The following is a 23909-nucleotide window of genomic DNA, read 5'->3' as shown; positions in this document are numbered from 1 at the left end:
TGAATGTTTAAATTTAGAGTGTTTTTAACTGCTTTTTTGCTACTTGCTGCACTTTTTAGTGTGCAGAGCAATGCTATGGGCGCCTCACAAAATTTAAATATCAATATTAGTACGCAGGTTTCGCTTACTGATATTGGCGATTTTACTAAAATACAGCCTATTAGTAAGTCTGTAGATATTACGCAGCATAAAAAAACGCATCAAACCGATTTTGACGCGCACCAACCAAGGTTAACTGCCAATAATTCATCATTGTTTTTGCACACAGTTCAAAGTGAACCAGAATACGATGTGGTTTTTGAATTTTTTGCTCAAAATCTTGTTAGGCATATATTCTTACGACCAAGAGCCGTTAATCCTATACAGCCTTGGTATACGCTTGTAACTAATAGTAAAAAGTCGCGCTTGAGTGGCTGGAAAGACGTTAACTTACTCTACAGAGCTGTAACTACCTACCACGCTTAATTTTCCTTATTTAATTTTATTAGGTTTTAACTTTTAAAGTTTTAGCCTGCAGATTAATTGTGCTTTTAAAAAGCACGTTGCTAGCATCTGCTGGTAATAAGGATTAAAGATGTTAAGTTTTAAAAAAGATAAAAAGCCGTCTACGGCTAAGTTCAAATTAAGCTATATAGCCATGCTAATGGTATTGGTTTTATTGGCTATCAGCGCATTACCAAATTTATACCCAAATAAATCGTGGTTGCACGTAAGTAATACCCCGCACAGCGAAACGCAATCTTTACCGAGCACTAAAACGCTAGTTACTTTTTTAAATAACCAAGGGTTAGAGGTTGAGCAGGGTTTAGATAAGCAATCAACTATTAATGTACTTTTAAACGAGCCAACTAAAAGCGCTCAGGCGCAAGCGGCTATAAAAGCACAGTACCCAAACACGCAAGTTAAAATTGTTGAGCATGCAACCAGCCCTACATGGATACAAAATTTTGGTTTATCACCAATAAAGCTAGGCCTTGATTTAAATGGCGGTGTGCTATTTGTACTAGACGTAGATTTAGATAAAGCCGTTGATGAACAATTAGTCAGTGCGTATCTACAAGCTAAATCGATCATCATTAAGCAAAAAGCACATGGCGTAAAAGCGCAGCAAACTCAGCACGGGTTTGAAATAAACGCATTGCCTAATGCAGCCGACAAGTTAACCCCCGTTATTGAAGAATTGCTAAGCCGCTTTGCTAATTTAGCCGTGGTAACAAGCAATAACGGCAGCGTTAAAACCGCCAGATTTAGTTATTCAGAGCAAGGGCGCAGTAGCTTTGATAAAGAAGTTATGGGGCAAACACTTACAACCCTTCGCTCACGTATTGAAGAATTAGGTATTACCGAAGCCGTAACACAGCGACAAGGAAAGCATCGCATTCGTATAGAGCTACCAGGCGTGCAAGATCCAACCGAAGCTAAGCGTATTATTGGTGCAACCGCATCGCTTGGTTTTTATCAATTAAAAGAAATTGGCGGGCAAACATTTAATATGCAATCGGGCGGAACGATAAAGCTCGATCCTGTGCCAATTTTTACAGGGGACCATATTGATAACGCCAATATAGGCCGCGACGATTGGGGTAAACCACTTGTACAACTAAGCTTAGACGGTCAAGGCGGGGATGCAATGTCGGCGTTTTCAAAAGCCAATATTGGTAAGCCAATGGCGACGGTTTACTCTGAGTACTCTCAAAATGCTAAAGGCGAAGTAGTTAAAAAAAGCGAAGTCATTAACGTTGCCAATATTGCTCAGCATTTAAGTTCGCGTTTTAGTATTACCAATATGAAAAGCCAACAAGCTGCAGCCGACCTAGCATTGTTACTACGTGCAGGCTCGCTTACAGCACCCGTTACAATTGTGCACGAACAAACAATAGGGCCAAGCCTCGGCAGCGAAAATATTAGTAATGGCTTAGCCGCGCTTATGTTAGGCATGGGTATTACGCTTGCATTTATGGCGCTTTGGTATCGCCGTTTAGGCCTTATTGCAAACGTAGCACTTATATTAAATTTAACGTCGCTTGTGGGCTTAATGTCATTATTACCAGGGGTTGTGTTAACGCTGCCGGGTATTGCAGGTCTGGTGCTAACCATAGGTATGGCGGTAGACACTAACGTAATAATATTTGAACGTATTAAAGAAGAACGTCGCCAAGGCCGTGCACCATATCAAGCTATTCAAGAGGGTTATAAACAAGCCGCAAATACAATATTTGATGCCAATATAACCACCATGATCACCGCACTTATCTTATACGGCATAGGCTATGGGCCCGTTAAAGGTTTTGCCATTACACTCGCACTGGGACTTTTAACGTCTGTATTTACAGGTGTATACGTATCAAAAATATTAAGCCAAACGTTGTATTTAAAAATGGGTAAAAAAGCAGGAGTAAAAGCACATGCTTAATTATTTTTTGAAAGGCGAGGCGGGCACACGTTTACGCTTTATGGGCATGCTTTTAAGCGCCATGTTAGTGCTGCTATCAGTATTTACGCTTACGCAAAAAGGTCTAAATTTTGGCCTAGATTTTACCGGCGGTTATTTAACTGAGTTTACAACCAGCCAAAGTGTTGAGCTAAAAGAGCTTCAATCGTTTATTGCTAAAAATCATAACGGTGAGTTTGAGTTAACCGCGCAAGGTAATAGCCATTTTCAATTAAGAGAAGCGCCAAGTGCATCTACCACATCAACAACAGCTAATAGCCTTGATTGGCAAAGCGCTGTTACACAAAACGATGATATAAACGCACAGGTATTATCGTCAGCTTATATTGGCTCACAAGTGGGCGATGAGTTATTTGATCAAGGCTGTTTAGCCATGTTTGCTGCAATGATTGCGGTAATGATTTATCTTGCAGTGCGTTTTGAATGGCGATTAGCACTCGGCTCTGTGGTAGCGCTAGTGCACGATTTAATACTTGTACTTGGGTTATTTTCATTATTACAAATTGAGTTTAACCTAACCGTACTTGCCAGTTTGCTGGCTATTATTGGTTACTCACTTAACGACTCAATAATAGTAGGGGATAGAGTACGCGAGCTTTTACGTGTTAAGTCAAATAATGTACTTAGCCCAGCGACTATTATTAATAATGCGATTAAAAGTACGCTAACGCGTACCTTGATAACGTCGGGTACTACACTTGCAACGGTTGCCAGCGTTTGGTTACTTGCAGGCGCACCACTGCAAGGCTTCGCTATTGCATTATTTACCGGCATTGTAGTGGGTACGTTCTCATCTATTTGTATAGCGGCAACCTTGCCAGAGCTATTGGGATTAAGCGCTAAAAATTACGAAGTTAAAGTAGATGCCCACACGCAAACATTATTAGATATGCCATAAGGTTTTAATAAAGCATAAGCAAAGAGCTGCACCAATCAACGGCTCTTTGCTTGTTTAATGCTTATTTAAACCCCGCTAGTATCCCAACCAAACTTGTGGGGTTTAAAACAATGGTTTTAGGCCCCGCAAAAATGTTAAACTATCTGCCTTATTTTTACAGCCTGTATTGTATTAATCCCCATGAATAAAACCCACGTTATCGAACACCTTCGTTTTGCGCTAGAAGCGCAGCTTACAACAGCAAAAGTAGCGGCAAAAACTGCGCACGACACCGCCACACATGAAGAAAACATAGCCGAAAATAAATACGATACGCTAGGGCTCGAAGCCGCTTATTTAGCTCAAGGCCAAGCCCAGCGCGTAAACGATTGCTATAAAAGCATAGAATTGTTCGAACCTGCCTTTAACGAAAAGCCAACCGACAAAATAGCTATCGGTTCGCTGGTATGTTTAGAAGATGATAACGCAGCACAAAAATGGTTTTATTTGGGCCCAGCCGCTGGTGGATTAACGGTAAACGTTAAACAGCACGCAATTGCTGTAGTAACACCCGGCGCTCCTATGGGTAAGCAGTTATTAAATAAACAGATTGATGATGAAATTACGCTAACAACTGCAGGTAAAGCCCAAGAATACGTGGTGGTAGAGATTTTATAAAGCTTTGGTTTGTGAGTGAACCGTTTGCTGGTAGAGCCATATCGACACAATAAACGCTTATTTTTATTCATAAATTAATTGTCGTATGGCATGGCTTCGCCATTTATACGACCTACAGCTATGCTTTTATAGCGTAACGTGGTGTGTATTACAATTTGTACAAAGGCATATAATGAGAGTACCTAACAGTTTAAAAATGAGCAGGGTTGACGTTAGGTGCTCCCTTTTTAATTAATTTTAGTGCTTTACAGCCTCGTTAGTTGTATTTCCCAAGTTGGCCACTCGGTGCTACAATAGTGATACATTTGTTTGGGGATTATTATGAGAGTAGAACTAGTAACAACATTGAAGCGTCAAGCAACGAAGATATTATCTGAACTTCATTCCTCTAAAGAACCTGTGTTGATAACTGAGCATGGGCAACCATCTGCATACTTAGTAGATGTTGATGATTATGAATTTATGCAAAAGCGTATGCAAATTCTTGAGTCTCTTGCAAAAGGAGAGCAGGCAATAAGTCGTGGTGAAACCATGTCGAATGTTGAAGCTAAAGATAAAATGAATAAATGGCTGAAATAATTTGGACTAATCCAGCTTTGGATGATCTTAACGATATTGCTGAATATATCGCATTAAGCAATTTGCAGTCAGCGAAAAAATTGGTTTCCAAAATATTTGAAAAAGTTGAACGTCTCGAACTCTTTCCTGAATCAGGTAAAAAACCAATTGAGTTAGCTAACCTAAATTATCTTGAACTGGTCGTGAATCCTTGTCGTATATTTTACAAAAAAGATAACGATAAAGTATATATTTTGCACGTAATGAGACAAGAGCGGGACTTACGAAAATTTTTGTTGCTAACGCAATATACAGCTAACAAGTAGGTAATCCCTGAGTGAAATTAGTATGACCCCCATACTAATTATTATAAAAAGCAATTATTAAAAAGCCATTCAAACATTTATCAAAATTCCAACTTAACCAATATAAGAATTAAATATTGGTTTGTTTATTAAAAAATTGCTACACGTGTTCGTTAAGTGTCTAATATACCGTACATAAATAATATGGAGGTTGAAAGATGAGACATAACAATTGGTCTTGCCCTAAGTGTAATAATAACGAATTTGATACCGGTGAAATAAGAGTTTCGGGTGGCTTTTGGTCAAGAATTTTTGATGTTCAAAATAAAAAGTACACCGCTGTGACATGCAGTCGATGTAGTTTTACTGAATTTTATAAAGGTTCATCATCAACACTTGGTAACGTATTTGATTTCTTTACTGGGTAATCAAAGCTTAAAAAGCACCTTAACTGAAATGTAAACTGATCAGTTCATGAGATACCTCCTCATTAAGGTGAGGAGGTTAAATGCTTAAACACCCCTAAGCGATAATTCGCCTTATTAAATGTATGGTGGAACTTTAGATATACACCAACTAATAGCAGTTAAACAAAATCAATTACACGCACTAATAATAGGCTTCAATAAAAGACTTCAATAATAGACCATAAGGCTTGGATGAATTTATTTTTATGATTTTTCATCTAACATCCTATATTTTAAATATCCAATTTTAGGTAGCTTTTTTCACAAACTTCGCTGTTACCATCATTTCGCCAATACCATCTACTTTACAATCAAGTTCGTGATCTTTTTTATCAAGCACTCTTCTAATGACCGCTTTGGTGCCAATTTTAATTACTTGCGAGCTGCCTTTAATTTTTAAATCTTTGGCTACAGTCACTTTGTCGCCATCATTAAGTAATGTGCCGTTGGCATCTTTAACTAAAATGGCGGCTTCATCGTTTATATTATTTGGGTTCCACTCATGGGCACACTCAGGGCAAATAAGTAGTTGTTGGTCCTCGTAAACATATTCACATTGGCATTTTGGGCAAGCAGGCAGCGACATTTTTAACTCTCTTAAGGTATTGTTTTGGGTATTTTAATCGGCATTAGTTGGAAAATATAGTTAATCAATATTTTTCATCTTCACGCTAAAAATATCTCGTTTGTGCGTTTTAAAAAAAGGGCATATAAAGCACATGTCGCTTAAGCAATTTAAGCGCTAACTCGTACAGTAGGTACCTGTTAAAGCACCCATCATATTAAGTGATTCGCGCAATGCCCACTTAGTACGATGGGTGTTTCTATTTATAATGCTTAGTATTTTACTAAGCATGCTTTTTATATTTTGACTTAACTAGGAAAAGTCGTGTTTAAAACCTTAATTGTGGTTGATAACAACGAGCAAACGCTTGCTCAATCGTTCGAAAATGTAATTACGTTTAATACCTACTTACGTGATTACCCTAAACATAACGAACCAAAAACACGCATTATTAATCTGTGCGACTCAAGCCAATACTTGAGCAAAGGTTACTATTGCTCGTTACTTGCTGAGGCACGCAAGCACCAAGTTTTGCCAAGTGTAAAAACCATAAACGCATTGCGTAGTGGTCAAGCTCCTATGTTAAAAGTGGGCCAAATAGATGGCACACTTTACTTTGGTAATGCCCAAAACGATTTACAATCAAAAGCAGCAAAGTCGGTATTTAAACAATACCCAGCACCTATTTTATTTGTTGATGAACAAGGCTTATTGCAACAAGGCTCGATGTCGTCTTTAAGCGAGCAGCAGTACAGCGAATTTGTAGCCAAACTAGATAACTTTACTAAAACGCAGTGGCGTATTGGCTCAGTGCAACGTCGTTTTAGGTGGGACATGGCAATACTTGTTGATCATAACGAAAAAGTACCGCCGAGTGATAAAGACGCCATTGCACGTTTTATTAAAGCCGCCGCTAAACACGGCATTAATGCACAAGCTTTAAGCTTCGACGAAATTGATAACATAGCCCAGTTTGATGCGTTATTTATTCGCCAAACTACAGCGATTGACCATCCAACGTACCGCCTTGCAAGCAAAGCGCAAAGCCTGGGTTTAGTGGTTATTGACGATGCTGAGTCTATTTTACGTTGTTGTAATAAAGTGTATTTACACGATGCGTTTAATTATCAAAAAGTGCCAAGTTTAAAAACGGTTGTAGTGGCTGATCAATCAAGTGAAACGCTTGAGCAATTAGAAGAAGCGTTTACGTATCCGCTTGTTTTAAAAATGCCTGAGGGGTCTTTCTCAAAAGGTGTTTATAAAGTATCAAACCGTGATGAGCTTGAAGCTAAGCTTACAGAGCTGTTTGAATTTAGCGCATTAGTGCTTGCACAAGAATACATGTATACCGAATACGATTGGCGAGTGGGTGTGTTAAATGGTCGTGCAATTTATGCATGTCGTTATTTAATGGCGCGTAACCATTGGCAAATTTATAACCACGATGCTAAACGGTTTTTCTCTGGTGGCTTTGAAACATTGCCAACCTTTGAGCTACCAAAAGCGGTATTAGATGCCGCATTAAAAGCATGTAAAACAGTGGGTAGGGGTTTATATGGCGTTGATGTTAAAGAGCATCAAGGCAAAGCATACGTACTTGAAGTAAACGACAACCCAAGTATTGATCACAAAGTAGAAGACGGATATTTGGGCGACGAGCTATACATGATCATTATGGATGAATTTAAACAACGCTTAGAAGCGCGAGGCCGTGGGTAATAACATGAGCAACCTTGTTATTCGAAAAGCGCTTAGCAGTGATTTAAATGCACTGATTGACGTTGAAAATGCCTGCTTTAATAACGATAAATTGAGCCCGCGCAGTTTAAAGCGCTGGCTAAGTGCTAAGCATGGTATTTTACTCGTTGCAGAAAATGGCGAGCAAATATGCGGCTATGGGCTAGTGTGGTGCCATAAAGGGACTCGTTTAGCGCGTTTATATTCGCTTGCTGTGTTACCCATAATGCAAGGTAAGGGGATTGCAAAAGCACTGCTTACTAGCCTTGAAAAAGAAACGTGTGAGCGGGCTCGTATTTACCTTCGTTTAGAAGTGGCTGTAAATAACGAAGGTGCAATTGGGCTTTATAAAAGTTTAGGTTACAGAGTGTTTGGCCAATATAGCGATTATTACGATGACCACAGTGACGCACTACGAATGCAAAAAAACATTCGACAAACGAGTGAGTTAAAAGTGGCGCGTTTAACGCCGTGGTATCAGCAAACTACCGAGTTTACATGCGGACCTGCTGCACTATTAATGGCAATGGGCGCACTTGTGCCAACAACTGAGCTTAGCCAATCACATGAGCTGGCACTTTGGCGTGAAGGTACCACCATTTTTATGACATCGGGTCATGGTGGTTGCCATCCGTTTGGTTTGGCACTTGCCGCTAATAAGCGTGGTTTTGAAAGCGAGGTAATGGTTAATACCACCGAGCCTTTGTTTTTAGATGGCGTACGCAACGAAAACAAAAAAGTGGTACTTGCCACCGTGCATCAACAATTTGTAGATGGTATTGCACAGGCAAATATACCGCTTACGTATAAAGATGTAGAGCTTGAACATATTGAGCGGTGGTTAAGTAAAGGCTTTAGTGTGCTGTTATTAATTAGTACATACAGTTTTGATGGTAAAAAATCGCCACACTGGGTGTGTGTTACGCACCTTGATGAGCACTGCGTGTATGTTCACGATCCGTTTTGTGAGCCGGGTAGTGATAAACAGCTCGCAATAGATTGCCAATATGTACCTATTGCGCGAAGTGATTTTAGTAAAATGTCAGCGTTTGGTAGCCAACGTTTACGAACGGCGGTGGCTATAGCTAATAAAATATAAGGTTAACAGTGACTTTTTTAGATTTAATTGATGTAGCCCCGTATTCGTGGGCAGCTATTGGTACTGCAGCTTTTTGCGGTGCCATTATTGGTATAGAGCGCCAATTGCGCGGCAAACCTGTAGGTATTCGTACCTCTGCGTTAATAACCTTGGGTACGTATTTGTTTTTATCGACCGCGTTTAATTTACAAGGGGATGTGATAGATCATTCTCGTGTAGTTGGGCAAATAATTACAGGTATTGGCTTTTTAGGGGCTGGCGTTATGCTCGCAAAAGATGGTGCGGTAGTTGGTGTAACCTCTGCTGCAACCATCTGGGTGCTTGCATCAATAGGTGTTATGATAGCGACCGAAAACCTTGGCGCTGCAATAAAGCTCTCGGTGCTGGTGGTCGGTATTTTATACGGTGTAGACGTACTCGAGGCTAAATTTAAAAGCTTAAGCAAAGGCGTACACACTAAAGTAAAAAACTATCAAAAACGCTATTATCGAAAAGAATTTAACGACTCAGAACGCCACTAAAAGTGGCGTTTTTTATTAAAGCCTGACTGTTTGAAAATGAATAGCGTCTTCAAGCGGGGCAGGGCGGCCTATAAAGTAACCTTGCACGTTATCAACGCCTAGCTTTCTCAGCGTACTTAATTCTTCTTGATTTTCTATTCCCTCTGCAACTATTGAGCAATTAATTGCTTTGGCAAATCCGCATAGTGCCTTAGCTAATAAAAATTTTCTACGATCTGTATTTATATTTTGAGTAAGGCTTATGTCTAACTTAATGATATCTGCCTCTAATTCTAAAATATGCTGAAAAGATGAAAATCCAGCACCTACATCATCGATAGCGAGTTTTACACCTCGGTTTCTTAATGGTTGAAGTGCGGTTCGCATCGCTTGGTAGTCTAAAATAGGTGAATGTTCAGTCACTTCTAAAATTATTCTATTACAATCGATGCTTTGTAATACTTTGTCTATTGAGCCTGATAAAATATGCTGAGGTGAAGTGTTGATAGTGATATAAGCTTTTTCATCAAATTTATCCAAGCAATGTAATGTATTTTGTATAGCAAGTATCTCTAATGCTTCTCCTAGACCTAGCTTTTCAGCATCTTTAAACCAAATGTCAGGTGTTTTATAGGGTTCAATAAAAAAGCGTGACAGAGACTCATAACCCGAAAGTTGATTGGTTGATAAATTAAATATGGGCTGAAAATAAATCGTAATATCGTTTGTTTTTATAATATTTTCAATAAGCGATTTTGACTCATTATTTAAAATGTTAGATTGGACATTTTTTTCGATTAACTCTGTAGCTATTTCAGAAATTAACCTAAGAAATGACAAATCTTTGTCGTTCAAGGTATTATCTAATATGGTTTTATAACAGCAAAAAGTGCCATAAACTTTTCCTGTAGATAACACAATAGGTACACCTATATAAGAGCCAATATTTAGCTTTTCTGTAACTGGCATGTTACGGGTTATAGGGTGCTCAAGAGTATTAGGGATTATTTGTTCTAGCTCGTTATCGGATATTTTTTTACAGTAAGTTTCGCAAATTGGATCTGAATTACCCACGGATACGCAGGTATTTGTAGTTTGGTTATCTACCACTTTAAAAACGCGATCATTATTGGTGAATTCTGAAATAAACGCGACTTCCATACTCAAATGTTTTCGTACGAGTGAAAGTAACTTTAATAACTTTGATTCAATAGAAGCATCGCTTTGTGGATCAAAAAGGTGCTTACTAAGTTTATCTTTCATGCAGTTACCTTGGTATGGCATAAATTATATTATTGATAAGAGTATAATTTATGTATAAAAAAATGCCAATTTAGAGTGCCGTCGCTGGTTATCCAAATAACTTTCGTCTAACTACTTTTCTGTAACCACTGGGTGTTTGGCTTAATACTTTTTTAAACACGCGTGTTAAATGCCCTTGGTCGTTATATCCCACTTCTAAAGCCACTTCTTGGATTGATAAATTTGATGATGCTAATAACTCCTTCGCACCTTCTACGCGTAATTGTTGCCAATACTCAATAGGGCTTTGATTAGTGGCTGCTCTAAAACGGCGGGTAAAAGTACGGTAGCTCAAGCTAAATTGGGCAGCGACTTCTTGCAGGTTTAGCTCGGTGGCTAAATTGGTTTTTAGCCAAAACTGAATTTGCGCAATTAGCTCATCGGGGTGACGGTCTACTGCACCTTCTAAATAGCGTTGATCTTCGTAGGGTTTACGTATTTCGTGCGAAAAATTACGCTCTACATGTTGAGCGGCTGCTTTTGTATAGTACTGACTAATAATATGTACGATCACATCTGCAAGGGCATTAAGACTCGCTACGGTATACATACGCTCTGATTGGGTTATAAAAAAGTCGGGTTTTAAACGCACTAACGGATAGTCATGGCTAAATTGATTGGCGTAGTGCCAATGTGTGGTAGCAGGGTGCCCATCAAGTAAGCCAGCCTCAGCTAATAAGCAGTTGCCAGTACCTACACCAATTATATGACTGCCTGCGCTAAAGCTTTCGCTTAGCCAATCAACTACGTCTTGATTTGTACGCACTACTGGGCGCGGGTTTCGCCAAATACCCGGGACTATAATTAAATCGCTGTAGGGCGCATTAGTTGTTATGCAATCAGGAATTATCGCAAGGCCTGCGCGAGTAGCTATAGATTCTGCATTTTTAGCCACTAAATTTATAGCAAGCGGTCTAAAACTTTGCTTATTAAGGTGGCCTTTAGCAAAGGCCTCGCCGGCTCTTAGCATTTCTATAGGTAACGTTAAACTAGTCACTAATAAATGCGGATATACCGCTATAGCAATGTTTAGTGGTGGATTAGTGTTTTTTTCAGTCATGTAAATGCTCCGACCAGTACTTTTTGGCCTTTTGTGCTGAATATTTGGCTATTAAAGCACAATGTATGGTACGTAATCCATTTAAACTGCGTGTTCATCTTATAACACGTTTTTTAAAGGTAAATTATGACTGCATTACCCGTTATAGTAGGCATGGGTGGCATTAACGCCGCTGGCCGTACTTCTTTTCATCAAGGTTATCGCCGTATCGTGTTAGATAGTTTAAACGCTAAAGATCGCAGTGAAACATTTTTAGGCCTCGCCACATTGATGAATCTAGTAAGCGTTGTAAACGGCCAATTACAAGATACACAAGGTAATAATGTTGAGCAAAGCGACATAGAAGCACGCTTTGGTGAGCAAATTATTGCCGGTACACTTATTCGTAAAATTGAAAAAGAACACTTTGATGCAGATGCCACACCGTGGCAGCAAAAAATGACGCTAAACGCATCAAGCGATAACGCTATTGTGTTTGAAACTCGCGCTCGCGACTTACCGGTACCTGTTCCAGCTAGCTGGCAAGTTGAAGAACTTGAAGGCAAAAAAGTAAAAGTAACTATTGCAGCCGACTTAGATGTTAAGCATGACTCAACACGTGATAATCCAATTAAATCTGCAGGGCAATTTCCGACTGGATTTGATCCGTCTGTTATGTATAACAGCCGCTATCAGCCTCGTGGTTTGCAAGCGACTATTTTTGCAGCTACCGATGCGATTAAATCAACAGGGCTTGATTGGCAACACATTATGAATAGCGTAGAGCCAGATAAAATTGGTACTTATTCAGCATCGGTAATTGGCCAAATGGACGACAAAGGCCTAGGCGGTTTAGTAAAGGCGCGCCAACAAGGCGACCGTGTTAGCACTAAGCAGTTAGCACTGGGCTTAAATACAATGTCTACCGATTTTATTAACGCGTATGTTACGGGCAATGTGGGAACTACGTTTTCGACCTCGGGCGCCTGTGCTACGTTTTTATACAACTTACGTGCAGCAGTAAACGATATACAAGCAGGGCGTACACGCGTTGCGGTTGTCGCAAGTGTTGAGTGTGCTATTACACCCGAAGTGATTGAAGGCTTTGGTAACATGAGCGCACTTGCAAATGTTGAAGGTTTGCGCCGCTTAGATAACTTATCACATGATGAAGAACCAGACTATCGCAAAAGTAGCCGCCCGTTTGGGGATAACTGCGGCTTTACATTAGGTGAAGGCGCACAAGTTGCTATTTTAATGGACGATGCATTAGCCCTTGAATTAGGCGCTGACATAATGGGCTCTGTGCCGGATGTATTTGTAAATGCAGATGGTATAAAAAAATCAATTACGTCACCTGGTCCTGGTAACTACATTACCATGGCTAAATCGGCTGCTTTAGCAACGAGCCTTTTAGGCAAAGAAGCTTTGCAAGAACGTAGCTTTATTTTAGCGCATGGCTCAAGTACACCGTTAAACCGTGTAACAGAGTCGCTGATATATCACAAAGTGGCACAAACGTTCGCTATTGATAATTGGAAAGTGACAGCGCCTAAAGCCTATGTTGGTCATACTATAGCTCCTGCAAGTGGCGACCAATTAGCGATAGCTCTCGGTGTATTTAGTCACAACATTATGCCGGGTATTACCACAATTGATAAAGTGGCTGATGATGTTTACACCGATCATCTTGATATTCGTAATAGCCATTACGAATGCAGTGAAATGGATATAGCTTTTATAAATTCAAAAGGCTTTGGCGGTAACAATGCAACAGCTACCGTACTTTCACCAAAAGTGACAATGCAAATGCTCGCTAAGCGCCATGGCGATGACGTTATGACTAGTTACGCTCAAAAAAATGTGGCAATTAAAGCCGCGCAACAAACGTATCAAGCTCAAGCTGATTTAGGCCAGTATGAGCTAATTTACCGCTTTGGCGACGGACTTATTGATGACAATGACATTTTAATAGACGAGCAAAGTATTCAGTTACCAGGCTTTGAAAAAGCAATTACGTTTAGCACAACAAATTCCTATCAAGATATGTTTTAAGCACACATACTTGTTAGCAAGGCGCTTTTTAAGCGCCTTTTTTAATGCCTAAAATATATGTAGCTATTAGATTATTTTTGTTACCCCCCCTCAAATTTAGCTTATTAATTGAACTTATTTTTTGTGTTTATACTTGCTTTTATGTTGATCGTTTGTTTCTATTATATAAACACTATCTAGGATGGATAAAACCGATGAAAAAACTCATATTAGCGCTTTCTTTAACTTCTGCTTTTACTCAACTTCCTGCTTTTGCAGACGACTTTGTTCCTGCAGAAGTGATTAATAAAAACTACGATCAGCTCACTAATACTTCCTCGCGCGCTTCGAGGTTAGAGGGGATTAACTTAAGCAGTTACGTTGTCGATAAAAGCGGGCAGGTTAGTGATATAGAAATTGTAGCTACGGTCGGGCAAAAAAAGTACCAAAGAGAAGTAATAGATTACGTATCTAAACTAAATTACAAAAGCGCAAAATTAAATGGTGAGACTATACCTGTAGCAAAAACTATTACTGTAAGTTCACAAAATTTACATGTTGGGTTTTCAAACGATAAGGCATCACGTGGCTTTTTTAATGATTATGAGCAAGCTAGTAAATTAATCGATGAAAAGAAATACGATGAAGCTAAAAGCCTTATTGATGAACTAGAAAATGAACATACCAAAAATACGGTTGAAATTGTTTTACTTGCGTGGCTTAAAAGCCAGCACAGTTATTTTGTACAAGATTGGAAGAGCTTTGATCAGCATATCAACGAAGCGTTCTTATTTAGAGGTAACTTACCTGATCAAATTCAAAAACGTGTGATTAAAAATGCTTTACAGTGGTTTATATCAAAGCAAGATTATGTACGAGCCTATGATGCAATAGATGCACTAGGCAATATTGAATCTATAACTTTTACAGATCAAAATAAGGAACAGTTGTTAACCCAAGTGAACGATATTTATAAAAACTCGGGAGATATTGAACAACAATTTAGTTTAGCTTCAGAGCAAGCTGTAATGCCTATGATGTCGAAGTCTGAGGTTAAATTACAATCAGAATTACCACTGAGCAAAGTGCAACTTAGATGCGAAAACAAAGTCGTTGACTATGACACTAATACAATTGATAAAATTGTTATTTCGAAAAATGATTTACGTTGTGGATTATTAATAAAAAGCGCTCAAGCACAAACAATTACACTTAAGCAAAGCGGTGAAAGTTTTTTATAAAAATGTAACTCCCCACATATAAATTATGGGGAGTTATCGTATTAATAAGTATTGGCTATTCAAACAAAGCATTGAAATTTTGCTGCAATACTTATTAAAAAACTATCACTTAAACTTTTTTACATACCTAAGCGTTATAAAATTAATAATGGCAAGTAAAATGGCTATTTCGTAACGGCTATAGGCTACAGCTATACCAATTAAGCCCATATTCCAAATACTGGCTGCGGTTGCAGTGCCTGAGGTAGTACGGTTATTTTTTAAAATTGCGCCACCGCCAATAAAACCAATACCAGTAATTATACCTTGCAACATTTTTGATTGAGCTTCTGCACCATCTAAAACCGACATAGCAATGAGTGCATACCCGCATGATGCTACCGCAACAAGCGGAAAGGTTCTAAGCCCTGCGCCATCATGACTACGCTCTCTGTCGTAAGCCATGGGTAGTGCAAGTAGGTAAGCAATACCTAAATGTATTAAATTATCGATGATTTCATTCCACTGTAAATCAATTTCCATTATTGAGCCTGTGCTGGTTAATTTTGTTAATAATAAGCAAACAGCAAGCCATGGTATAAATGGTTAATAATCAATGGCTTATTTTTGACATCTGCATTTAATAAGAATTATTGAAGAAACTTTTACATGTTTTTATTACTATTTTACGCAATAGTTAATTTGATCTGAGTTTTAAAGCCTCGTATTCTTTTATCCAGACTAAAAGACACCTATGTGAATCTCTTGCCTTTAAATAAAACATTAAGCACACCCACTAAGCTTGAAAAAACAGCCTTACTATTTTGCGTTGGGTTATCTGTTATTGCTTTTTTATTTCCTGAATTACTCACAGAGCACTTACAACCCGCTATTAATAAAATTTTAGGTTATTTAGGGTCGCCATTTTTTATATTGGTAAACTTGTTACTTTTTTCTGTGATAGCTATTGCTATAAGCCCATTAGGGCAACGAAAAATAGGAGGAGCGCAAGCACTTGTTGAGTTTAGTACCTTTGGTTGGCTTTCTATGTTGTTTGCAGCAGGGATGGGCTCAGGACTTATATTTTGGGGAGTAGCAGAGCCTGCACTACACACGGTTAACTCGCCTTTAAAGCAAAGCTTGTATCCCAACCACCAAACAAGTGGTTTGGCGCTTACCTTAGTTAATTGGGGCGCGCATGCATGGGCGCTCTATGCAGTATTTGGCTTGTTATTAGGTGGGCTTACTCGTAATAGTGGTAAAGCGGGCGATATTAGTGCTCCTGTGATCAGTGCAACTAAAGGCGTTATTAATCGGGCTTGGCAGTTACAGCTGAGCTTTAGCATTAAATTAATTGCCATACTTGCAATATTTTTTGGTGTAGTGGGCACAATTGCTAATTCAACTTTATTACTGCGTAAAGGGCTTGAGCTTGAGCTAGGGGTTGAATCTGCTTTACTTTCGGGGTTTATTATTATTTTTTTAATTGCACTGCTTTATACCATTTCTGCAAAGTTGGGGCTTAAAAAAGGCATTCAAACTCTTAGTAAGTTTAATATGTTTTTAGCCTTTGCACTTATAGCATGGCTATTAATTTTTGTGCCTATACAGCCAATTATAGACATAGCGATAGGCGGAACATGGGATTACATTCAGCTTATAACCACAGGTACATGGCAGTTTGAAAGCGTACTTAATGACCCCGCATGGGCAACAGGTTGGACATACAATTACTATTTTTGGTGGTTAGCTTGGGGCCCGTTTGTTGGTGTGTTTTTGGCAAAAATTAGCCAAGGACGGCCGGTTTGGCAATATATTGTAGGTGTTGTATTTGTACCAACCTTTGTGACTATTATATGGTTTAGTGTGTTTTCGGGCTCTGCAATTTCCTGGGATCAAACGCACAATGCAGGCATTTTAGCGGCTATTAAAGCTGATTATACACAAGGGCTGTTTGTATTTTTCGAGCAATTAGGGTGGCAAGGCGGTCTATTAATTTGGTCAAGTTTATTACTTTTACTCATTTTTGTAGCCACATCAGCGGACTCTGCTGTTTTGGTAATTCGTGAATTAAGTGGTGCAAGTGAAGCTCAAACATGGAGTTTGTATGCTTGGTCGTTTGCACTAGGGTTATGCGCTTTTGTTTTGTTAGTACAAAACAATGAACCATTAAACAGAAGCGTTGCTATTATTGGCGCGCTTCCTTTTTTGATTATTTTTATTTTACAGCTGGTGGGTTTTACAAAAGAGTTTATAAATGAGTTCAGGTAATTATGCCTACATATTTTTACAGAGTTAAAATAAAAAGCGTATACAATTTAGGTAATATTTTGATTAGGATGAATGATGAGAACGTTTATTGTATTTTTGTCAGTTTTTTACCTTTGTGGCTGCACAGTTGCCGGCGCTATTATTGACGGCCAAGCACAATCTCAGGCGCGTAATGATAAAAATAGTATTAGCCCTGCGCAGTCAACACCTTATAAAAACCCACTAGAGCCAGTACCCTCAGATAAAAACGGATTTAACTTTACTGATATGGGATTAAAGATAGATTCGGCTCTTGTTAGCCTAGTAAAAGGGGAAAGCACTACAACGCAAGTATGTAGGCAGGTCACTAAAAGTCTAAAAGAGTGTGTAGAGGTAGAAAAGTCATCTCTACACACTACTGAGTCTAAGCAGTTAAAAACTGATGATGAAATAATAAGTGTTGGTCAATAAAGCTGCTTATAAAAAAGTAGCTATGATCGTAGCCGGCTTGCATTTCAAGTGTAAGCGGGTAGCCTTTTTTATCAGCAATAGCGACTAGGTTTTCTGGCTTAAGTTGCTCTTGTAAAAAGCCATCAGCATCACCCTGACTCACTAACATGGGTAAGTAATTAGCTTGCTCTGCGCTTTTCATTAACTCGCAGCTGTCATATTGTGACCAAAGCGCTTTATCATTTCCTAAATAACCAGTAAATGCTTTTACACCCCAAGGGCATTCAATCGGATTTACAATAGGGCTAAAAGCCGAGGCACTTACAAACGCAGTCGGGTTTTTAAGTGCAACCATTAATGCACCATGCCCGCCCATAGAGTGACCGCTAATTGCTTTTGTGCTTGTTACCGGAAAATGTTGTTCTATAAGTGCTGGTAACTCACTAACAATATAATCGTACATATTAAAATGGGTGTTGTAAGGAGCTTGCGTAGCATTTACGTAAAAGCCAGCACCTTGAGCAAAGTCGTAGCTGTCTTCGTTGGGTACGTTTTCGCCGCGCGGGCTAGTGTCAGGCGCTACAATAGCAATACCCAGCTCGGCAGCTTTTTTAAATGCGCCGGCTTTTTGCATAAAATTTTCGTCAGTACAAGTTAAACCTGATAGCCAATAAAGTACCGGTACTTTATTGGCTTCACTTGCGCCAGGGGGTAAAAACACGGCAAAGCGCATAGTACAATGTGTACTTTGCGAGCTGTGAGTATATTGTTTATGCCAACCGCCAGACACTTTTACACTTGAAATATTTTCTAACATACTTAATCCTTAAAAGCCGTAAACTTAAAAGTATTACGGCTTGTTAATAAGCTATTTTACGAATGTCGTTTATTAGTAATGAATGACTGTACGAATACTTTTACCTTCATGCATTAAATCAAACGCTTCATTAATATCTTCAAGGCCCATTGTATGGGTAATAAAGTCGTTAAGAGCAAATTCGCCAGCCATATAACGCTCTACTATTTCAGGTAGTTGTGAACGGCCCTTAACGCCACCAAATGCACTGCCACGCCATACACGCCCAGTTACCAGTTGAAACGGACGGGTTGATATTTCTTGGCCAGCACCGGCTACACCAATAATTACCGATTCGCCCCAACCTTTATGACAACACTCAAGCGCTGAGCGCATAACATCAACATTACCAATACATTCAAACGAGTAGTCAACGCCACCGTCAGTCATTTCAACAATAACTTCTTGAATTGGCTTGTCGAAATCTTTTGGATTAATTAAATCAGTTGCACCAAGTTTTGTTGCTAAATCGAATTTAGTGGTGTTTATATCAACACCAATAATACGACCCGCACCAGCCATTTTTGCGCCAATAATGGCTGATAAACCAATACCGCCTAAGCCGAATATAGCAACCGTATCACCAGGTTTTACGTTAGCTGTATTTGTTACTGCACCCATACCTGTTGTTACACCACAGCCTAGTAAGCAAATCTCTTCTAGTGATGCTTCTTTATTTACTTTAGCGAGTGAAATTTCTGGTAATACAGTGTACTCAGAGAACGTTGATGTACCCATGTAGTGATAAATTGGTTGGCCGTCTTTAAAAAAGCGTGTTGTGCCGTCTGGCATTAGGCCTTTACCTTGTGTTTCGCGCACTGCTGAACACAGGTTAGTTTTACCTGAAGTACACATTTTACATACGCCACATTCAGCAGTGTATAGAGGAATAACATGGTCCCCAACTTCAACACTGGTTACGCCTTCGCCAACGGCATAGACAACACCAGCGCCTTCATGGCCTAAAATAGCAGGAAATATGCCTTCAGGATCTTCACCCGATAATGTAAATGCATCGGTATGACATACACCAGTAGCGATAATTTTTACCATTACTTCGCCTTTTTTAGGCATCATTACATCAACTTCCTCAACACTAAGTGGTTGATTAGGACCCCAAGCAATGGCAGCTTTTGATTTAATAAATTCAGACATGTTTTTATTTCCTTTAACTGGCTATTAAAAAATAATTGTAGACCCAATTTGCTTGGGTGATGCGCGTATTGTATTTGTTTCTCAAACAATGATAATCTCTGATTTATTAAAACACTTTTACAGTATGGTAATAATGGCGCGTTGGGATGGGATAGATGAGTTTATAGCGGTAGGTGAAGAGGGCAGCTTTACCGCAGCTGCTAAAACGCTAGGGCTTTCGGTTGCGCATATTAGCCGCCATGTAACAGCGCTTGAGCAACGTTTAAATACTCAACTTTTAACCCGTACAACCCGTAAAGTCGTTTTGACCAAAGAGGGTGAAGCGTATTTACATCAAATAAAGCATTTACAATATGCTATGGATGAAGCAACGCAAGGTCTTGCCACGCACCAAACTACACCAAAGGGTAAAATTAAACTCACTGCTCCGGTTATGTACGGGGAAACGTTCATAATGCCTTTAGTGAATAACTTTATGTATGACCATCCTGAGGTAGAAGTGGTTGCCACATTAAGCAACGAGCAAGAAAATTTGCTAGAAGGCGGCTTTGATTTAGCAATAAGGTTAGGGCATCTAAAAGATTCAAGCTTAAAAGCACGCAGGTTAAGTGCAAGGCGTTTTATTATGTGCGCCGCGCCACAGTATTTAACGCGATTTGGTGAGCCACATACTTTAGGTGAATTAAATAATCATCAATGCTTGGTTGGCAATAGTCGTTATTGGCGCGTAAACGAAAACAATCGTGATAAACACATTAAAATTGCGGGCCGATTGCAGTGTAACAGCGGTTGGGCACTGGTAGATGGAGCAAAAAAAGGGTTGGGTATTGTACAGTTACCCGACTACTACATTGGCAACGAAATTTCCTCTGGAGAACTGGTCCCTATTCTAACGGCTTATCAACCACAGCAAGAGGGCGTATGGGGCGTGTATCCACCAAGGCAGTTTGTGGCCACTAATGTACGCGTTTTACTCGATTATTTAGTTAAAGGGCTTAAAAATTAACCGCGAATTAATGGTTAAGCATGTATTGCTGTAAATATAGCCAAGTATCAGATTTTTAAATTATTTCTTACATTTTACGCCATACCCAAAGGCACTTTTTTCGTGCTACTATTGCTCAATACTTTTACGATAAGTGTTAAAAATAATATGTTTCAACCGGTTAGCTTATTTATAGGGCTTAGATACAGTCGTTCCTCTAAGGGAAATGCGTTTATATCCTTTATATCGTTTTTTTCTATTGCCGGTATCGCTATTGGTTTAATGGCTTTATTTACGGTCAGCAGTGTAATGAATGGCTTTGAAAATAGCTTAAAAACGAACATGCTAGGGCTTATTCCTCACGTTGAAATAAAAGCGGAAGCACATACCGCTACACAAATGAATGACCTAAAAACCGATCTCGAACAATCTCCCTATGTTGACCATGTAAGCTTATATCGCCACGGCGAAGCTATTTTACAAACTAATAAAGATTTACACGGCGTGTTACTGCAAGGCCTTTACGACGATAACGGCTCTTTATATAAAATTACCGACAAAATAGTGCAAGGCGATTGGAAAACCGTACTTAACAAAAACTACAGTATTGCTATAAGCCGTTATTTGAGCCGTAAATTAGGCGTTAGCGTGGGTGATAAGCTGCGCGTTATTATGCCTAATGCTTCAACATATACACCACTTGGGCGAGTACCTAGCCAGCGTTTATTTAAAGTTGCCGCAATATACGAAACCGGCTCTGAAATCGATATGGCACTTGCGTTTACCAGTGGCGCTTCGCTGCAACGCGTGCTTAAGCTCGATAAAAACACCGCCCCTAATTTAAGTATCTCGTTGCATGAACCGTTCGTGCTAGATGAATTTATTGAAGCAAGCCAGCTTATCTTAAAAGATCATAATTATAGTGATTGGCGCAGTACTCAAGGGACTTTATTTGCAGCCGTTGCAATGGAAAAACGCATTATGTCGATGTTGCTTGCACTTATTGTATTGGTGGCTGTGTTTAATATTGTATCGGCTTTAACCATGATGGTGAGTGAAAAACAAGGCGAGGTAGCCATACTACAAACGTTAGGTTTAACACCTTCGCAAGTGCAAAAAGTGTTTATGGTGCAAGGCCTATATAACGGTGTAATAGGTACTGCAATAGGTGCGTTTTTAGGTGTTATATTTAGTTTGTATATAAATGAGTTACTTGCATTAGTGGGTTTAAACTTATTGGCGGGTATAGAGCTTCCGGTAAAATTTGATATTTTGAGTTTAGTAATAATAGCGTTTGCCAGTATTGCTATGAGCTTTTTAGCTACCTTATATCCTGCGCGTAAAGCCGCAAAAGTAAAACCAGCAGAGGTATTACGTTATGAATGATTTAGTTATTAGTTGTGAAAATTTAAGTAAGGTTTATCAAGACGGCAACAACCAAGTTGAAGTATTAAAAGGTGTTGATTTAGCACTTCAGCAGGGCGAAATGCTCGCGATTGTGGGTAGCTCTGGTTCTGGTAAAAGTACGCTTTTACACATACTTGGCACATTAGATACCGCAAGCTCAGGTAGCGCTAAAATCAAAAACCAAGAAGTTGCCAAGCTTTCGCGAACAGAGCAAGCCGCATTTAGAAACCAAAATTTAGGGTTTATCTATCAATTTCATCATTTATTAATGGAGTTTAGCGCGGTAGAAAACGTAGCTATGCCATTATTAATTAAAGGTTTAAGTGCAAAAGAGGCCAAAGTACAAGCGCTCGATATGCTCGAAAAAGTAGGCCTTGCACATCGCAGCTCGCATAAACCGTCTGCGCTTTCTGGTGGAGAGCGCCAACGCGTGGCTATTGCCCGTGCACTGGTTACAAAACCTGCGCTTGTGCTTGCTGATGAGCCAACCGGTAATTTAGATAAACAAAATGCGATTAAAATTTACGATTTAATTAACGAGCTAAACCAAAGTTTAAACACGAGTTTTGTAGTGGTTACACACGATTTAGAGCTTGCCGATAAGCTGGGTAAAATAGCGTATTTAGATGATGGAAAACTAGCTATTAAAGAGTCGCAGTATGTTGCTTAGTGCATTTTTAAGTAAACGCTTTAGAGCTTACTCAGGCCATAAAGACGAAAAAAACGGCTTTGTTAGTTTTATCGCTAAAGCATCGACTATTGGTATTTTATTAGGTGTCGCGGTTTTAATTGTGGCGCTGTCTGTAATTAATGGCTTTGAGCAGCAACTAGTACACCGCTTACTAAGTGTTGTACCGCAGGTTGAATATGTAGCACCAAGTAGACCCATCGCGAATTGGTCGCAAAAGGTTGAGGATTTACAAACACAACCGCATGTAACAGGGGCTGCGCCATTTATTGCTGTAAATGGGATGGCGCAATATAAAAGCCAGTTAAAAGCAGTTGAAATTCGTGGTGTAGAGCCATCGCTTGAGAGTAATGTATCGGCGGTAAACCAGTTTACCAGTGGTAAATTAGTGAGCCAGTTAGGCTTTGATGACGTTATCTTAGGCAAGCAAATAGTAAAACAGTTAGATGCCAAAGTAGGCGACAACATTACGTTACTTATTCCGCAAATTAGTCAAAAAGGTCAGTCGTTACTAGCGCCTAAACGCGTAACACTTAATCTTGCAGGTGTTATAGAAATGGGCGGGCCGATTGATAGTACCGCTGCGTTTATACATATTAACAAAGCGCAGCAAGCATTGGGTTACGACGAGACTCAAGTCACAGGGCTGCGATTAAGTGTTGATGATGTATTTTCAGCGCATCAAATAGCGTTAAAAGTGGGCCAAACTATTGACGACTATGTGTATATTTCTAGTTGGTTTAGAACGCAAGGCAGCCTGTATCAAGATATTCAAATGGTACGTACCATTGTTTATATTGTGGTGTTTTTAATTATTGCAGTAGCTAGTTTTAATATTGTGTCTTCCTTGGTGATGGAAGTGCGCGAAAAACAAGGCAATATTGCTATTTTAAAAACCATGGGCGCGAAAGACAGCACTATTTTAGCCACCTTTGTAATGCAGGGCTTAATGCAAGCATTTGTAGGCGTGGCACTAGGAACACTAATTGGTGTGGTATTAGCGCTTAATATAAGTGAGCTTTTTACGTGGATAAGCCAATTATTTGGAGCTAATCCACTTGAGGGTGTTTATTTTATAGAGTTTTTACCAAGTAAATTAGTACTTGAAGATATTGGTATTACAGTAATTGTTACGTTTGTGCTTGCGATACTTGCCACTATTTATCCTGCATGGCAAGCAACGCGCGTAGATCCTGCCAAGGTGCTAGGTAACTAGGTATATGAAGCTTAAATAAAAATTAATAGGGTGGTATTAGTAAACCTGTTAAACTAGGTGCTTATTTAA

24 protein-coding genes are annotated in these 23909 nt (G+C 39.3%); 18 read left to right on the top strand and 6 right to left on the bottom strand.

Annotated features, from left to right (window positions below):
* The first annotated feature begins 3 nt into the window (after positions 1-3).
* From I6E80_RS05410 to I6E80_RS05380, 7 genes are all read left to right on the top strand, one after another.
* Complete coding sequence (locus I6E80_RS05410) at positions 4-465, top strand: hypothetical protein (RefSeq protein ID WP_197185010.1); 462 nt, start codon at positions 4-6, stop codon at positions 463-465.
* Between the two features lie 109 nt (positions 466-574).
* Entirely contained in the window at positions 575-2413 is a 1839-nt protein-coding gene (gene secD, locus I6E80_RS05405; RefSeq protein ID WP_197185009.1) for a protein translocase subunit SecD, read from the top strand.
* Entirely contained in the window at positions 2406-3350 is a 945-nt protein-coding gene (gene secF, locus I6E80_RS05400) for a protein translocase subunit SecF (protein WP_197185008.1), read from the top strand. Before secD ends, secF begins: the two co-directional genes overlap by 8 nt.
* Before the next feature lie 180 nt (positions 3351-3530).
* Positions 3531-4007: a GreA/GreB family elongation factor gene (locus I6E80_RS05395; protein ID WP_024605994.1), complete on the top strand. Its 477-nt coding sequence runs from the start codon at positions 3531-3533 to the stop codon at positions 4005-4007.
* Positions 4008-4328: 321 nt separating this feature from the next.
* Positions 4329-4586 (top strand): type II toxin-antitoxin system Phd/YefM family antitoxin, encoded by a 258-nt coding sequence (locus I6E80_RS05390; RefSeq protein WP_010555056.1) that lies wholly within the window; start codon positions 4329-4331, stop codon positions 4584-4586.
* Positions 4574-4891 (top strand): type II toxin-antitoxin system RelE/ParE family toxin, encoded by a 318-nt coding sequence (locus tag I6E80_RS05385; protein WP_024592928.1) that lies wholly within the window; start codon positions 4574-4576, stop codon positions 4889-4891. Before I6E80_RS05390 ends, I6E80_RS05385 begins: the two co-directional genes overlap by 13 nt.
* Before the next feature lie 197 nt (positions 4892-5088).
* Complete coding sequence (locus I6E80_RS05380; RefSeq protein WP_024600295.1) at positions 5089-5298, top strand: zinc ribbon domain-containing protein; 210 nt, start codon at positions 5089-5091, stop codon at positions 5296-5298.
* A gap of 286 nt (positions 5299-5584) precedes the next feature.
* Here I6E80_RS05380 and I6E80_RS05375 read toward each other — a convergent pair whose 3' ends face one another.
* The gene (locus I6E80_RS05375) at positions 5585-5923 is read right to left on the bottom strand and encodes a zinc ribbon domain-containing protein YjdM (protein WP_197185007.1); all 339 of its coding nucleotides are present in this window, start codon (positions 5921-5923) and stop codon (positions 5585-5587) included.
* A gap of 303 nt (positions 5924-6226) precedes the next feature.
* Here I6E80_RS05375 and I6E80_RS05370 point away from each other — a divergent pair, with 303 nt between their 5' ends.
* The 3 genes from I6E80_RS05370 to I6E80_RS05360 are packed head-to-tail and all read left to right on the top strand — an operon-like array spanning position 6227 to position 9259.
* The gene (locus I6E80_RS05370; protein ID WP_197185006.1) at positions 6227-7621 is read left to right on the top strand and encodes a RimK family protein; all 1395 of its coding nucleotides are present in this window, start codon (positions 6227-6229) and stop codon (positions 7619-7621) included.
* Between the two features lie 4 nt (positions 7622-7625).
* Positions 7626-8738: a GNAT family N-acetyltransferase/peptidase C39 family protein gene (locus tag I6E80_RS05365; RefSeq protein WP_197185005.1), complete on the top strand. Its 1113-nt coding sequence runs from the start codon at positions 7626-7628 to the stop codon at positions 8736-8738.
* A gap of 8 nt (positions 8739-8746) precedes the next feature.
* Positions 8747-9259: an MgtC/SapB family protein gene (locus I6E80_RS05360; RefSeq protein WP_024600291.1), complete on the top strand. Its 513-nt coding sequence runs from the start codon at positions 8747-8749 to the stop codon at positions 9257-9259.
* A gap of 15 nt (positions 9260-9274) precedes the next feature.
* Here I6E80_RS05360 and I6E80_RS05355 read toward each other — a convergent pair whose 3' ends face one another.
* Positions 9275-10501 (bottom strand): EAL domain-containing protein, encoded by a 1227-nt coding sequence (locus tag I6E80_RS05355; RefSeq protein ID WP_197185004.1) that lies wholly within the window; start codon positions 10499-10501, stop codon positions 9275-9277.
* Between the two features lie 88 nt (positions 10502-10589).
* On the bottom strand, positions 10590-11600 hold the full coding sequence (locus I6E80_RS05350) for a GlxA family transcriptional regulator (protein ID WP_197185003.1): 1011 nt from the start codon (positions 11598-11600) through the stop codon (positions 10590-10592).
* A 126-nt stretch (positions 11601-11726) separates the two neighbouring features.
* Between I6E80_RS05350 and I6E80_RS05345 the strand changes: the two genes are divergently transcribed.
* Entirely contained in the window at positions 11727-13634 is a 1908-nt protein-coding gene (locus I6E80_RS05345) for a beta-ketoacyl synthase (protein ID WP_197185002.1), read from the top strand.
* Between the two features lie 194 nt (positions 13635-13828).
* On the top strand, positions 13829-14854 hold the full coding sequence (locus I6E80_RS05340; protein WP_076923950.1) for an energy transducer TonB: 1026 nt from the start codon (positions 13829-13831) through the stop codon (positions 14852-14854).
* Positions 14855-14959: 105 nt separating this feature from the next.
* Here I6E80_RS05340 and I6E80_RS05335 read toward each other — a convergent pair whose 3' ends face one another.
* Positions 14960-15376: an MgtC/SapB family protein gene (locus tag I6E80_RS05335; RefSeq protein ID WP_024600286.1), complete on the bottom strand. Its 417-nt coding sequence runs from the start codon at positions 15374-15376 to the stop codon at positions 14960-14962.
* A gap of 213 nt (positions 15377-15589) precedes the next feature.
* Between I6E80_RS05335 and I6E80_RS05330 the strand changes: the two genes are divergently transcribed.
* Together I6E80_RS05330 and I6E80_RS05325 are read left to right on the top strand one after the other, a co-directional pair.
* Positions 15590-17104 (top strand): BCCT family transporter, encoded by a 1515-nt coding sequence (locus tag I6E80_RS05330; RefSeq protein WP_331459325.1) that lies wholly within the window; start codon positions 15590-15592, stop codon positions 17102-17104.
* A 75-nt stretch (positions 17105-17179) separates the two neighbouring features.
* Positions 17180-17554, top strand: coding sequence for a hypothetical protein (locus tag I6E80_RS05325; RefSeq protein WP_024600284.1), 375 nt, complete (start codon positions 17180-17182; stop codon positions 17552-17554).
* On the opposite strand, the gene fghA is transcribed toward I6E80_RS05325, so the two are convergent.
* The gene (gene fghA, locus I6E80_RS05320) at positions 17508-18350 is read right to left on the bottom strand and encodes an S-formylglutathione hydrolase (RefSeq protein ID WP_076923951.1); all 843 of its coding nucleotides are present in this window, start codon (positions 18348-18350) and stop codon (positions 17508-17510) included. The genes I6E80_RS05325 and fghA overlap by 47 nt on opposite strands.
* Before the next feature lie 72 nt (positions 18351-18422).
* Positions 18423-19544, bottom strand: a complete 1122-nt coding sequence (locus tag I6E80_RS05315; protein WP_197185001.1) for an S-(hydroxymethyl)glutathione dehydrogenase/class III alcohol dehydrogenase — start codon at positions 19542-19544, stop codon at positions 18423-18425.
* 133 nt (positions 19545-19677) lie between these two features.
* Here I6E80_RS05315 and I6E80_RS05310 point away from each other — a divergent pair, with 133 nt between their 5' ends.
* The 4 genes from I6E80_RS05310 to I6E80_RS05295 all read left to right on the top strand — a co-directional run bounded on the left by I6E80_RS05310 (position 19678) and on the right by I6E80_RS05295 (position 23840).
* The gene (locus I6E80_RS05310; RefSeq protein WP_197185000.1) at positions 19678-20550 is read left to right on the top strand and encodes a LysR family transcriptional regulator; all 873 of its coding nucleotides are present in this window, start codon (positions 19678-19680) and stop codon (positions 20548-20550) included.
* A gap of 147 nt (positions 20551-20697) precedes the next feature.
* Entirely contained in the window at positions 20698-21915 is a 1218-nt protein-coding gene (locus I6E80_RS05305; RefSeq protein ID WP_197184999.1) for a lipoprotein-releasing ABC transporter permease subunit, read from the top strand.
* Entirely contained in the window at positions 21908-22606 is a 699-nt protein-coding gene (gene lolD / locus I6E80_RS05300) for a lipoprotein-releasing ABC transporter ATP-binding protein LolD (RefSeq protein WP_197184998.1), read from the top strand. Before I6E80_RS05305 ends, lolD begins: the two co-directional genes overlap by 8 nt.
* Positions 22596-23840, top strand: coding sequence for a lipoprotein-releasing ABC transporter permease subunit (locus tag I6E80_RS05295; protein ID WP_182769663.1), 1245 nt, complete (start codon positions 22596-22598; stop codon positions 23838-23840). The genes lolD and I6E80_RS05295 overlap by 11 nt, the downstream gene beginning before the upstream one ends.
* The last annotated feature ends 69 nt before the right edge of the window (positions 23841-23909 follow it).

The organism is Pseudoalteromonas sp. NSLLW218 (assembly GCF_015864775.1).
Lineage (GTDB): Bacteria > Pseudomonadota > Gammaproteobacteria > Enterobacterales > Alteromonadaceae > Pseudoalteromonas.
The sequence above is the reverse complement of the archived record's forward strand: the minus strand, read 5'-3'. Positions and strand labels throughout refer to the sequence as shown.